Source organism: Lactococcus ileimucosae (assembly GCF_943193185.1).
Lineage (GTDB): Bacteria > Bacillota > Bacilli > Lactobacillales > Streptococcaceae > Lactococcus > Lactococcus ileimucosae.
Map to the genome: position 1 here is coordinate 112,792 of NZ_CALPDE010000004.1, position 13,421 is coordinate 126,212.

At 40.7% G+C, this 13,421-nt stretch carries 16 protein-coding genes; all 16 read right to left on the reverse strand.

What is annotated here, in order from left to right; all coding sequences use genetic code 11:
* Positions 1-21: 21 nt before the first annotated feature.
* A complete protein-coding gene (grpE, locus tag NFR51_RS03385; RefSeq protein WP_251712336.1) occupies positions 22-582 on the reverse strand; it encodes a nucleotide exchange factor GrpE in 561 nt (186 codons plus the stop codon).
* Between the two features lie 36 nt (positions 583-618).
* On the reverse strand, positions 619-1,656 hold the full coding sequence (gene hrcA / locus NFR51_RS03390) for a heat-inducible transcriptional repressor HrcA (RefSeq protein ID WP_251712337.1): 1,038 nt from the start codon (positions 1,654-1,656) through the stop codon (positions 619-621).
* 143 nt (positions 1,657-1,799) lie between these two features.
* On the reverse strand, positions 1,800-2,204 hold the full coding sequence (locus NFR51_RS03395) for a hypothetical protein (RefSeq protein ID WP_251712338.1): 405 nt from the start codon (positions 2,202-2,204) through the stop codon (positions 1,800-1,802).
* Between the two features lie 32 nt (positions 2,205-2,236).
* Complete coding sequence (locus NFR51_RS03400; protein WP_251712339.1) at positions 2,237-3,022, reverse strand: M15 family metallopeptidase; 786 nt, start codon at positions 3,020-3,022, stop codon at positions 2,237-2,239.
* Entirely contained in the window at positions 3,006-3,710 is a 705-nt protein-coding gene (locus NFR51_RS03405; RefSeq protein ID WP_251712340.1) for a histidine phosphatase family protein, read from the reverse strand. The genes NFR51_RS03400 and NFR51_RS03405 overlap by 17 nt, the downstream gene beginning before the upstream one ends.
* Positions 3,711-3,962: 252 nt before the next feature.
* Complete coding sequence (locus tag NFR51_RS03410; protein WP_251712341.1) at positions 3,963-4,883, reverse strand: hypothetical protein; 921 nt, start codon at positions 4,881-4,883, stop codon at positions 3,963-3,965.
* A gap of 98 nt (positions 4,884-4,981) precedes the next feature.
* Positions 4,982-5,680: a hypothetical protein gene (locus tag NFR51_RS03415; protein ID WP_251712342.1), complete on the reverse strand. Its 699-nt coding sequence runs from the start codon at positions 5,678-5,680 to the stop codon at positions 4,982-4,984.
* A 185-nt stretch (positions 5,681-5,865) separates the two neighbouring features.
* Positions 5,866-6,291 (reverse strand): F0F1 ATP synthase subunit epsilon, encoded by a 426-nt coding sequence (locus tag NFR51_RS03420; RefSeq protein ID WP_251712343.1) that lies wholly within the window; start codon positions 6,289-6,291, stop codon positions 5,866-5,868.
* 17 nt (positions 6,292-6,308) lie between these two features.
* Positions 6,309-7,718 carry a F0F1 ATP synthase subunit beta gene (gene atpD, locus NFR51_RS03425; protein ID WP_251712344.1) on the reverse strand — a complete coding sequence of 470 codons (1,410 nt, stop codon included), beginning with the start codon at positions 7,716-7,718 and terminating at the stop codon, positions 6,309-6,311.
* A gap of 59 nt (positions 7,719-7,777) precedes the next feature.
* Positions 7,778-8,653, reverse strand: a complete 876-nt coding sequence (locus NFR51_RS03430) for a F0F1 ATP synthase subunit gamma (protein WP_251712345.1) — start codon at positions 8,651-8,653, stop codon at positions 7,778-7,780.
* Positions 8,654-8,664: 11 nt separating this feature from the next.
* On the reverse strand, positions 8,665-10,173 hold the full coding sequence (gene atpA / locus NFR51_RS03435; RefSeq protein ID WP_251712346.1) for a F0F1 ATP synthase subunit alpha: 1,509 nt from the start codon (positions 10,171-10,173) through the stop codon (positions 8,665-8,667).
* A gap of 68 nt (positions 10,174-10,241) precedes the next feature.
* On the reverse strand, positions 10,242-10,769 hold the full coding sequence (locus NFR51_RS03440) for a F0F1 ATP synthase subunit delta (RefSeq protein WP_251712347.1): 528 nt from the start codon (positions 10,767-10,769) through the stop codon (positions 10,242-10,244).
* A 14-nt stretch (positions 10,770-10,783) separates the two neighbouring features.
* Positions 10,784-11,290, reverse strand: a complete 507-nt coding sequence (atpF, locus tag NFR51_RS03445; protein ID WP_251712348.1) for a F0F1 ATP synthase subunit B — start codon at positions 11,288-11,290, stop codon at positions 10,784-10,786.
* 13 nt (positions 11,291-11,303) lie between these two features.
* On the reverse strand, positions 11,304-12,017 hold the full coding sequence (gene atpB / locus NFR51_RS03450) for a F0F1 ATP synthase subunit A (protein WP_251712349.1): 714 nt from the start codon (positions 12,015-12,017) through the stop codon (positions 11,304-11,306).
* A 54-nt stretch (positions 12,018-12,071) separates the two neighbouring features.
* Positions 12,072-12,287, reverse strand: a complete 216-nt coding sequence (locus tag NFR51_RS03455) for a F0F1 ATP synthase subunit C (protein ID WP_003135074.1) — start codon at positions 12,285-12,287, stop codon at positions 12,072-12,074.
* A 215-nt stretch (positions 12,288-12,502) separates the two neighbouring features.
* On the reverse strand, positions 12,503-13,279 hold the full coding sequence (locus NFR51_RS03460) for an alpha/beta hydrolase (RefSeq protein ID WP_251712350.1): 777 nt from the start codon (positions 13,277-13,279) through the stop codon (positions 12,503-12,505).
* Positions 13,280-13,421: the final 142 nt, after the last annotated feature.

The window sequence follows — 13,421 nt, forward strand, 5'->3', positions numbered from 1 at the left end:
CATTTCGGTCACTTTGCTTTCTTACTGTGCAACGACAACCATCGCTGGACGAAGGATGCGGTCATGAAGCTGATATCCTTTTTGAAAGACTTGAACAACGTGATCTGCTGGATGTTCATCATCGGCTGGAACCGTTTGAACTGCCATATGGAAGTTTGGATCAAAGGCTCCATCAGCTTTAATCTCCGTTACTCCTTCTTCTTCAAGGGCATTTACCAAACTTTCCCGCGTCATTTCCAAACCTTTTTTTACGTCTTCTGCCAAGCCTTCAAGAGCAAGGGCACGCTCTAGGTTATCCAAGCTTGGCAAAATCTTTTTGGCCAAATCTTGCGAACGATATTTTAAAATACTTGAACGTTCTTCGTTGGCACGACGTTGGATGTTCTGGATTTCTGCACTGATGCGAAGAAACTTATTTTCCCATTCTTCAGCCCTTGCTAGGGCTTCGTCAAGTTCAGAAACTTCTTCTTCGACGATATCCTCAAGGGCTTCCTCTGTGAGTTCCTCAACTGCTTCCTCAGTCACCTCATCCACTTTTTCATTCTGGGCTTTTTTCATATCTTCTTTCTTTTTTTCGGCCATGTTGTTTCCTTTTCTTTTAAAAAATTTCATATTGTATTAACTTATCTCGTAGTGGTTCCCATCAAGGTAACGGTAGTAGTCCATCAATTTCATACTGAGGACTTTAGCAAGCAAGTCTAGCCTACTCAAGGTTTTTTGATAATCTTGTTCTACGGGACCGATAACTGTCAAGGTTCCCAATCCCCGATAAGGAATAACAAACTTTTGACTAATCAATGTTAAGTTTGCAAAATAGGAGGCGTTATCAATAACTACTGAACGCATCTCCTCTGTATTTGTCAGCGCTCGTATCTCTTGAGCCATACGCGCATCGTCACTTAAAATTTTATAGAGCTCAGACAGGTTGTCCGTCGCGAACTCAAAAACATGTTCACGTCCACTACTTGTCAGCTTTTCTGTAAGTAGGTCAGCAAATACAGTATCAAAGAGCCTTAAGACATCCGTTGTTACTTTAAAGTAACGCTGAACAATCTGCGGAATCTCCGTTCGTAAAGCGTAGTGCACTTCCAAAACCTTCTTGCCTACCAGACGTTCTTTAATGAGATGTGTGAAAATTTGTAAATCTTGCTCACTCATACTTTTAGGAAGAACAAATTGGTTGGTCCGAATCTCACCCGTCGCTAGACCCATCACTGTCAAGATGGAGTGATTGTCCAAAGTAACAAGTTCAAAAGACTGTAAAACTTGTTCACTTTGAGGAACATTGAGCACAAAGGAAGTTAGACCTGTCAACCTTGATAAAATCTCACTCGCTCTTTCAAATAAGTCCGAGAGACGGTAAAAGTCGCCGTCAAAGGAGCTCATAATCTCGAAAAGATCGTTTTGTGTAAATTCTTCCAAGCGTAATACATTTTCAATAAAATATTTATAGCCTGAAATACTAGGTACACGTCCACTTGATGTGTGCTCTTTTTGGATAAGACCAAGATTTTCTAGCACTTTCATATCATTTCTGATTGTTGCGCTTGAAGCCTTAATCTGTTCCAGCAAGGCATTTGAACCTACTGGTGTATGCTCTTTGGCGTAAAGAGAGACAATCAAATCCAAAATCTGCTGTTGCCGTTCTGTAATCATACTTGTCTCCTTTCTTCACATTTAGCACTCTATGTCCTTAAGTGCTAACAATATTATTATACCCCTTATTTGATAACTTGTCAAGAAAAAAACCCAAAAATTAGCACTCTTTTTTATAGAGTGCTAATTTTTGGGTTTGGTCATTAAATCAGTCCAATCTCCTTGGCGACAAAGCGAATACTAAACAAACTGACAAGGAGTACGGCTAGCGGAAACAATAGGGTTAAACTTTGCTGCTGTATGAAATACTGATAAAGCCAGTCAATAATTACCAGAGCTGCTGCAACCTCCAAAAGTAGCATTCCGATATGAAAAAACCGTATAATCAGAAGAATGATTAGAAATACAAGTAAAATTTGTATCACACCTTGCCATTGTGCGACTGGGGCTAAGAGCTGATTGATAAAACCTGTTACTGTACGACTTGTATTTTGAAAAACAGTTGTAAAGGGATTGGGTCTTGCTAAAAGTCTTTGCGCTACACTTATCAAAGTGTAGAGAAATAAAGCAAGGTTAGCATATAAAATAAGATGCGCTTTGTTCAACATAGATGCACGGCTCCTTTTAAACATGTTTCCTTTCATTGAGGCAGTAATTTCAGATATTCTTCAAGCGTGAGCTTATGTTTTGCCATATATTTTGCATTATCTATCCCTACATAGCGGAAATGCCAGTCTTCGTAATCCACTCCTGTAGAAGACTTTCCCCCTTCAGGAAAGCGTAGAATGAAGCCATAATTCGGCGCAATTTTTCTCAGCTCTGCCACAACATCTTTAGGGCTTTGATTTAGAGCATCAACAGTCGATATATCCACAGCTAACCCTGTTTGATGTTCTGAACTTCCTGCCGGCTGTGAATAAGTTTTGACATTATTCTCTGCTTCTTCCCGGGAAATCGGCTGTCCTGTATTATTGAGTGAACCTGCCGCACCAGCCATTTCACGCTCTACATAACTGTTAAAAAGTTGCTCTTGATAAGCTACTGAACGATAAGCAGAGATGAGATGTTCAGAAGGATCAATAGCTTGAGCCGCCGCTAAAAATTTCTCCAGTTCTTCCGCAATTCGGCTGTCCACTTGGACACCGCCAACTGTTGTTAAATGAGGGAAGAGTTCTTCTTTGGGATGCGCTCTATTCACCAATATTAAATTCCAGTCTGACTGATGTGCTTCGGGTAAATCTGACTTTTCATTTTCAGATTTAGGACTTGAGAGCGCCGTTTTGTTCGAACTTGTTGCTTCTTTAGTGCCTTGTGGTTTAAGCTTACTCACGGCAAGTACGCACAGAAAAATAAAGGTCAGGACAACAAAAAGCCCTCCAAGAACTCTTCCTTTTTTTAATTTTCTCGTTTTAGTCTGTCTTTGCATTTTCCATCATTTCCGCTCCAAGCTTGCGGTAAGCCATGGAACCAATTTCTCCAACTTCAAACTTCCCATTTTCAAAACGAAGATGTGTTACAGAACCATTATCTAAATTATACGGCCGTTCCTTATCGGGCTGAAGCATCTTGACATAACTTCCAATGGTCATGCCATGACTCACGACAACGATATTCTTTGCTCCAGCAGCTTCTGATTCAGCAGCCATGTCTGTAAAGCCACTCATGATACGCCCAGAAAGTTCTTCCCAGGTTTCAGCCCAACCTGCAGTATCTACTTCATAGATTGCACGCGCCAGTTCTTCATCTGTCGGAAATTTACCAGAGGCTCTCCAATCCTTTTCATCAAATACAATCGGAAGAACACCATCAAACAGCTCTCCATCGTAACCGCCATCAAAGGAGCCAAAACACCACTCACGGATACGTTTGTCCATCTTGTAAGGGATATTTTGATTGTCTGAATACTCCAAGATGAGCCCCATTGTTTGAATTGTTCTGCCAGAGTCAGAGGAGTAAGCACGATCAAATTTCAAGCCCTTCTCTTTGAAGCCTAGTCCTAACTCCACAACACCACGTTCCCCCTCTGCTGTCAAAGGGGTATCAGACCAACCTTGTGCACGACCGATTGTATTGAACATCGTTTTCCCATGCCTTACTAAATAAATCTCAACCATGAATTCACCCTGTCTTTTTCTCTATTCTATACTCTAATATTATACTTTATTTCACAACAATTGAACAGAGAAAAATAACACCTCTTACCCGAAAGGTCTGATTTCTGGCTAAACTCTCACTCTTTTCTTGGATTCCCTGTGCAGACTCTTTCAGCTTGCTTCTCCTTGGCTAAACACACTCAGCAAGCCTGAGATAAGCTTTACTTGTTGAATTGCATCAAAAAAATCCCTTCTTTCAGAGATTTCTTCCTTTCACTTTCCAAAAAATTGCCGCAACCAGCTGAGTTTTTTCAGCACGCTTAGGAACAAGGCAGAAGCACAAACGCCTGTGACAGCCCCGCCAGCACTGGCAGCATTAACTGCAATAGAGTGCTTACGCACTGCTTCTTCTTCCACCCGACTCCCTTTCTCTTCAGCATTTGTATTTTTTGCCATTTGATACCCTTCCAAAGCCACAAGTCCTTGATCTAAGCGCGTATCATCTTTAGCTGGCAAATCCTCTGTATGAGAAGCAGATACTTGTGTCTTTGAAATTCCTTTATCGACTACCTTTTCCACGTGGTCTTTTTTATTCCCTTTATCAGTCTCATCTTGAGAATTTGGTGTTCCTTGTCCCAAATTCTCAGGTTCTCCTGTCGGAAAGACTGGCGTGATTGGCACAGGATATTCTGGAACTGGTGGTGCCACAGTTGGTAGAGTTATATCAGGTTGCATTGGTATTAGTGGCGGGGCAGTTGGTGTAATAGGCTTAGGCGTTTCTACCGTTACTGGCGGAAGCGTCGGAACAGTTATATCTGGTTTTATCGGTATTATTGGTGGTCGCGTTGGCGTAATGGGTTGTGGCGGTTCCGTCGTCACTGGTGGTACGATTAAATCTGGAGTTTCTAATGCATCTTGTACTTCTGCCGTTGACGTGTCAATGTTCACTTCCCCGTATGTTAGGAAAGTGATATTTTTATCGCCTGTGTGGTACTCCGATAGTCCCCAGACGTCTTTGCCTGTATGCTGCTCGACACTCTGAGAAAAGTTGTCTGGCAAGAGGGTGTATGTTGCCGCACTTCCTTTTGTCCCATCAACAGCGGAAAGAGAGAGCGCTTTAAGAGGAACAGCACTTGTTGTGATGCTCCCAATTAAAGCAAGTGTTAAACTGATGGCTTGTTTTTTATATCTCATTATAGCTTCAAAACTCCTTTCTAATATTTTCCTTTTATTTATCGTTATTCAAAAAACATCTCAACGGTATATAAGCATTTCCCAGACATTTCCGGAATTTATTTTCTCATATGCGGACTTGTCTTGAGCAAATCTTCAAAGAAAAGTTGTCCCATGTCGCCATTGATAATTTCCGCAGCACGAAGTGTACTCGCCTTAGCCGTTAAGCTATGTTGAATCCGAGAATTTTTTACTTCTAAATCCAGCAATTTAACTGCTTCTTGTAAACTAGAGACTTCCTCTAATTTTAAAACCTGAATAATATAGCCAATGCTCTTTAAATTTAAATATCTTTCTGGAATCGGTGTATTTCTCAGGGTTTGACAGTCTAAAATCCTTTCAACATCATCCACAAGTTCTTTTCTTTTACGGCTATATTTGGGAAAAATCTGTTTGACGAGGGCTTTTCGCCCCATAGGTAATGTATCACTCCCAAATACTTTTTTGAGTAACCCATTCAAAAAAACGCCAAGTGCCCACAGGGAAAAGCTGACAATAAATGTCCCTAGAAAAGCTTCCAAAATAGAGCGTTCAGGCTGCCCTTCAATGAAAGAAAAATCGTTTGCAAGGTAGAAAAAAAGACCGACTATTGGCAATGCAAAGGCTAATAGGGCAGAACGATAATCGATTTTGTGTTGAATTTCTTCTAAAAATTCTATCTTTAAAATCTCAAATTGATTAAGCGTTTCTTCAAGAACTTCTAGAGTTTTCATAACTTCTTCGCAATAACCCAAAGCGATCTTTCCCTCCTTTCTCATATTTTCCCCTTTTTTATTTCAAATCATATTTGAAAAACATTTTGATTAATTATTTTGTAACTTTTTATGCAAATCAACGTAAAAAATGTCTTCTGTTTTACATTTTACCATTTTCATCCGTTGTTTTTTGTTACGTTTCTGTTAAAAAACAAAAAAACATCCACTGAGAGATGTTTTGAGATTTATTAATAATGTTTCGATACATTCAAACGGTTAATCGCACGGTGAAGTGCCACCTCTGCCCGCTTAACTTCATCAGCTTTATACGCTGCTTTTGCTTCTTCAAGTTCTTTTTCAGCACGAAGTTTCGCACGTTCAGCACGTGGCACATCGATATCGCGATTGCGTTCGGCAGAGTCTGCAATAACAGTAATCAAACTCTCTTTCACTTCAATAATTCCGCCATTTACAGCGATATAATCAACGTGCTTCATATCATCAGGCCGACGGACCTTAAGCTCACTGATTTGTAAACCAGCGATGGTTGAAATCATATTGGGCAAAATCCCCATGTCGCCACCGATAGTATGCGCAAGAATGTAGGTTGCATGGTGATCATAAATGACACCTGCAGGAGTGATGACCTGAACAGCCATGACATTTTCACTCATTTCAGCAACCTCCTATCTTAGTAACCCATTTTTTTAGCTTTTTCAAGGACGTCTTCGATTGGACCTACGCCACGGAAAGCATCTTCTGGGATTTCATCGTATTTACCATCCAAGATGGCTTTAAAGTCTTCCACTGTTTTTTCAATTGGTACATAAGAGCCTGGGATACCCGTGAATGTTTCAGCAACGTTAAAGTTTTGCGAAAGGAAGAACTGGATACGACGTGCGCGGTTAACCAATACTTTTTCATCGTCAGACAATTCATCCATACCAAGGATAGCAATGATGTCTTGCAATTCTCTATAACGTTGGAGAATACGTTGCACTTCCATAGCGACCGCATAGTGCTCCTCACCAACAATCTCCGGTGTAAGCGCGCGAGAAGACGAAGCTAATGGGTCAACGGCTGGATAGATACCCATCTGAGTTAAACGCCGCTCCAAGTTAGTTGTTGCATCCAAATGCGCGAAAGCTGTGGCTGGAGCTGGGTCCGTATAGTCATCAGCTGGGACATAAATCGCTTGGATAGATGTTACAGAACCTTGTTTTGTTGAGGTAATGCGTTCTTGGAGCTGTCCCATTTCAGTGGCCAGTGTCGGTTGATAACCAACGGCTGACGGCATACGACCTAAAAGAGCAGATACTTCTGAACCGGCTTGAGTGAAGCGGAAGATGTTATCAATGAAAAGCAAAACATCTTGTTTTTCGACATCACGGAAGTACTCGGCAATGGTCAAACCAGTCAGCGCAACACGCATACGTGCACCTGGTGGTTCGTTCATCTGACCGAAAACCATAGCAGTTTTTTCAATAACGCCTGATTCTTTCATTTCCCAATAAAGGTCATTCCCTTCACGTGTACGTTCCCCAACACCGGTAAATACGGAAATCCCCCCATGTTCTTGGGCAATGTTGTGAATCAACTCTTGGATAAGAACTGTTTTACCAACTCCAGCACCACCAAACAGGCCAATCTTTCCCCCTTTAAGATATGGTGCAAGCAAATCAATGACTTTAATCCCCGTAACAAGAATCTCGTTAGCTGTTGAAAGCTCATCAAAAGCAGGAGCCTTCTTATGGATAGGGCTACGTTCTATATCTTCAGCAAAAGGCTTCCCTTCATCAATAGCATCTCCAAGCACATTGAAGACACGTCCAAGTGTTTCTTTACCAACAGGTACACTGATTGCTTTTCCTGTATCGAGGACCTCGAGTCCACGTGTTAAGCCATCTGTTGATTCCATGGCGATAGTGCGCACTGCGCCATCACCAAGTTCCAAAGCAACTTCGAGGACGATTTTAGTTTTAACGCCGTCTACATCTTTGTACACGATGAGTGCGTTATTAATCTCAGGTAGAGTCGCGTCTGACGCAAATTCAACGTCAACAACTGGACCGATGACCTGAGTAATTTTACCAGAACTCAATGTTTTTCCTCCTAGTTTATTTTTCTGTCTTTAATTCTCTGAGAAAGATTACTCCATGCTTAAAGCGCTGAAGCTCCTGCAACAATTTCCGTGATTTCTTGTGTAATTGCTGCTTGACGCGCACGATTGTATTGGATTGTCAAATCATTAATCAGTGTTTTCGCATTATCGGTCGCTGTGCGCATTGCTGACATCCCGGCCGCGTGTTCTGCTGTTTTTGCATCAACAATCGCGCCATAAATCATACTTTCTGCATATTGAGGCAATAATTGATCCAAAATAGCCTCACGACTCGGTTCTAACTCGAAACTGACTGGCGCCACTGTTTCTTCTGCTTCCTCTGCTTCATCAAAAGTGATTGGCAGCATTCTTTGCATGTGCACTTCACTTGTCAATGAATTAATATGATGGTTGTAGCACACGTAAAGCTGATCAAACTCTTCTTTATTATAAAGCGACACTGCATGACCTACAATCTCACGAACTTCCTCAAAACTTGGCTGGTCAGTCAAGCCACGTAATTCATAGGACAACTTGATATTACGAGAACGGAAGAAATCTGCTCCCACACCTCCCAAGGCAAGAATACAGTAATCTTCTGGACCTTGGTGTTTTTCTCGAAGCTTGTTCATGACTGACTTCAAGATATTAGAGTTGTAACCTCCTACAAGGCCACGATCCGAAGTGATGACCAAATACCCTGTTTTCTTAACTGGACGTTTAATCATCATTGGATTTTTAGAAGGACCACGATCTGCAGCAACCAAGTCTGTTGTCACTTGGCGTACCTTATCTGCATAAATTTGATACGTTTTTGCAATCTTTTCTGACTTTTGCAGCTTAGCTGCAGAGACCATCTGCATGGCCCCAGTGATATGACTTGTTTTTTCTGTTGAAGCAATTCTTGCTTTAATTTCGCTAAGTGAAGCGCCCATAATGAACCTCCTTATTTAACGTAATTTGTAGTTTTCTTGAAGGCTTTAATCGCAGCATCAAGTTTTGCTTCGTCTGGCAAATCTTTAGTATCTGTAATAACCTGCAAAAGGTCAGCATAATTTACATCGAAGAAATCAAACATTTTTGATTCAAAATCAAGGATATCTTCTACAGGAACGTCGTCAAGATGTCCGTGTGTCAATGCATAAAGAATAAGAACTTGTTTTTCCACGGGAAGTGGCTTGTGCAAAGGTTGTTTCAAAACTTCAACTGTGCGACGTCCACGATTTAGCTTAGCCTGTGTGGCCTCGTCAAGGTCTGACCCAAATTGCGTAAAGGCTTCAAGTTCACGGTATGAAGCTAAGTCCAGACGGAGTGTACCAGCAACTTTCTTCATCGCTTTGATTTGGGCTGCACCACCTACACGTGATACAGACGAACCAGCATCGATGGCTGGACGAACCCCTGAGTAGAAAAGGTCATTTTCAAGGAAGATTTGTCCATCTGTGATAGAGATGACGTTTGTCGCGATATAAGCCGATATATCTCCGGCTTGTGTTTCAATAAAAGGTAAGGCAGTCATTGAGCCACCACCTAAGTCATCACTCAGCTGTGCCGCACGTTCCAAGAGGCGTGAATGGAGATAGAAAACATCCCCTGGATAGGCTTCACGGCCTGGTGGACGACGGAGCAAGAGTGAGAGCTCACGATAAGCCACGGCCTGTTTAGACAAATCATCGTAGACAATAAGTACGTGCTTACCATCGTACATGAATTCTTCACCCATAGCTGCACCGGCATAAGGTGCGATATAAAGTAATGGTGAAGGTTGTGATGCTGAGGCTGTTACAACGATTGTGTAATCCATTGCTCCAAGCTTTCGAAGTGCCTCAACCTGTGTACGGACTGTTGATTCCTTTTGACCGATAGCGACATAGATACAGATGATATCTTTCCCTTTTTGGTTCAAAATAGCATCGATAGCTACGGATGTTTTACCCGTTTGACGGTCACCGATAATCAACTCACGTTGACCACGACCAATTGGTACAAGAGCATCAATAGCTTTAATTCCTGTTTGTAGTGGTTCTGAAACTGATTTACGTTGCATAACACCTGAAGCTGGAGCTTCAACCGGACGCGTTTTACCCGTGTTGATATCTCCTAAGCCATCAACAGGTTGTCCAAGTGCATTTACAACACGGCCGATGAGTTCTTCACCGACTTGAACTTCCATGATTTTACCTGTACGTTTTACTGTATCTCCTTCACGGATATTAAGAAAATCACCAAGTACGATAATACCAACATCTGTACTGTCTAAGTTTTGTGCCATACCATATACGCCATTCTCAAACTCGACAAGCTCACCGCTCATCGCATTTTCAAGACCATAGGCACGGGCAATACCGTCACCAACATATGTGACAACACCAGTTTCGGCGACTTCAAAATCTGGTGTGAAATTTTCAATTTGTTGTTTAATCAGTGAGCTGATTTCATTCGCTTTGATTGCCAAATGTATTTTGCTCCTTTCTGAGTTTTCATGTTAAATGGCTTGAGAATTTTTTCCCAAAGAAGAGATTATTAGAGTATCTCTTTGGAAATTTTTGCCAATTGTGATTTGACGGAAGCATCAATGATTTTTCCACGTGAATTTACGATAAAACCACCGACAATCTTTTCATCTACTGTGTTCACGATTGTTACTTCGTTCAAATCAAATTTCGATTTAGCGAGAGCAACAAATTTTTCGATTTGTGTTTCAGTTAACTTTACGCTTGAAACGACCTCTACATCCGCAATTTTAAACATGTCATCTGCTGTATTTTTGATTTCAGCAAGAATGTCTGATAAGTCTGCCAAGCGTCCGTTTGCACGCACAGTGTTAAGGAAATTTTTCATCAAGTCTGATGCATTTTCCTTAATCATGTCAATGACTTGCGCTTTTGCAGAGGCAGAATAAACCTCTGTCTCAAAGAATGAAGCCAGGTTTTCTTCTTTAAAAAGCTGCGTCAGTTCGTTTACCTCAGATAGAATAACTTCTAGCTGAGACCGTTCTTTCGCAACTTCAAGCAAGGCTTTACTGTATTTTTGAGAATTGACTGTTGTCATTTACAACCAACCTCCTATTCGCCAAGTTTAGCAATATAGCTGTCAATAAGTTCTGATTGTGCTTGCGCATCCAAAGATTGTCCAATAAGCTTTTCAGCAATTTGCACAGAGATATCCGCAACATCTCCTTTAACCGAACTTAGGGCTTCTTTGCGCTCTTGTTCAATGTCTTCTTGGGCACGTTTCTTCACATTTGCCGCTTCTTCATTGGCTAGAGCTAAGATATTTGCACGATTTTGTTTAGCTGTGTCATTAGCTGTTTGGATAATATTTGCGGCTTCTTCTTTTGAACCAGCAAGTTCAGCTTCACGTTGCGCTAATAATGTTTCTGCTTCTTTTTTTGACAGTTCTGCGGTGGTGATATCGTTGCTAATCTTATTTGCACGTTCTTCAAAGATTCCAGTAATAGCTCCCCATGCAAATTTCCGAATCAAGAGCAGCAAGATGATAAAGGCACCACTGACAACGATAATATTACCCAGAACTGTGTTCGGAGCAGTTTCTAATAATGTAATAAGCATTTCTACTCCTTTCCTAGTGTTCTGCTAAAATTTTGTGACTAATATAAAGATTTGTCAAAAGGACAAACACATAAGCCTGAAGGGCTGAAATAAAGATTGAGAATGCTATCCAAGCCATCTCCAAAACCCAAACAACAGGAAGAAGGAACCACCCAGAATGAATCATCTCAGCAATAATCCCTAAAAGGACTTCACCTGCAAAAATATTACCGTAAAGACGAAGCCCCATAGACAAGGCATTTGTAAATTCTTCCATAATTGTCATCGGAAGCATAGCTTTCGGCTCTTTCCAAAAGGAATTTTTAATATAACCTTTAAAGCCAAATTGTTTTACACCAAGAGTATTAGCAAGTACAACGATTAAAATCGCCAAGGTCAAGTCAACTGTTGAGTTGGCTGTTGGGGAGCGCCACAAACTAACATCTCCTGGTGCAGTGATTTTAGTCACCAGCCCAATAATATTTGAAATCAGAAGGAAAGAAAAGAGTGTAAAACTCATAAGGGCATACTTTGGTGACTCTTTGGCACCTAGGTTTTCACGACCGATGCCATTAATAAAGTCAACTACCCATTCAAGGACGTTTTGCTTACCTGTAGGCTTAAGTTGCATGTTGCGACTTGCCCAATAAATCAAACCAAAGACGATGAGCACGGTCAAAGCTGTCATATAGAGAATGACACCGTCAAAAGTCACTGGTCCAACATTAAATGTCCATGTCGATTCCATAGCTCGTCTTCCTTTCTAAATAATTGTTGAATAAATAAGTTAAATCAACCTTTTTTAGAACAAGAAAGCCATAGCCAAAGCGATAAAGAATGTACCTTCGGCAAAGGCAACACCAAGGAACATGCTTCCACGGAGCTTGCCTTCCATTTCTGGTTGGCGTGCAACAGCGTTAATAAATGCTGATACAATCAATCCATCACCGATAGCGGCACCAAGTGCACTAATACCAATAGCTACTGCCTTAAGAGCTTCAATTGAGATTGTTGTCATTTAATGACCTCTTTCTATATGCGATTTTTCGCAAATTTTTATTACTATGAAATTATAGTCCTATTCAATCCGTTTGTCAAAACTTAACCCAAGATTATCATACATTTTATCTGGAATTGTTCGGTCTTTTTCGAGCAAGCGTTTTCTTTATGAATGGTTTAAGTTTTCTAGGAACTTTCTCTTATTATTGTTTATTTTTATAAGTTTAAATTTTTTTAACTTAGGCGTTCTTCTTGCTTGTATTCAATGGGCAACCATTTAAGAACTTCTTCAATCTGCTTGCTCCAATAATACCATTCATGCGTTCCCGGAGATTTCTTATAGATTAAGTCAAATCCGTTATCTTCAAGCACAGCTGCTGCATGATCATTTCCTGCAACAAGATAATCTTGTTCGCCACACCAACTGTAGAGTTTAGGTTTGGGCCCTGTATGATGCTCTGTCAGATAGAGGATACTGTTCTCACTCTCATTAAACTGGTCAAGATTCCCAAATAACCCTGTCCAATAAGCCTGGTTTTCAGCACTTTGTTCTTTTAAGTCTGACAGATCTAAAGCCCCTGATAAACTGGCCGCATAACTAAAATTATTTGTTGCCAAAGCCAGTTTGAAGGCACCATATCCTCCCATAGATAAGCCTGCAATAAAGTTTTTCTCTCTTTTGGTGCTTAAATTAGGAAAGAAATTATGAAGAACTTGTGGTAATTCCTTAGCAATCGCATCAAAATACTTCATGCCATAGTTTGTGTTTGTATAGAAGCCCAAATCAGTCGAGGGCATAACAAGTGCAAGCTGAGTATGTCGAATCAATCGGTCAATCCCTGTTCGTATCAGCCATGAATCTTCGTTTCCTGACATCCCATGTAAAAGATACAATACCGGGATGTCACTGTTCACTTCTTTTCCTGTCTTACTGGACTCTGGATAAATCACATTAAATTTACGATTCATTCCCAGTGCTTCAGAGTAATACTCAACATTTATAATAGCCATTTTTCCTCCTATCCTATTTACTTTTATCTACCCAAGTAAACGTTTCCTACTATTATAACATAAGAAATATTACATATCTCTATAATCTTATGTCTATTCAATCAAAAAAAGAGTTCTTGTCATACAATTTGACATACTCATT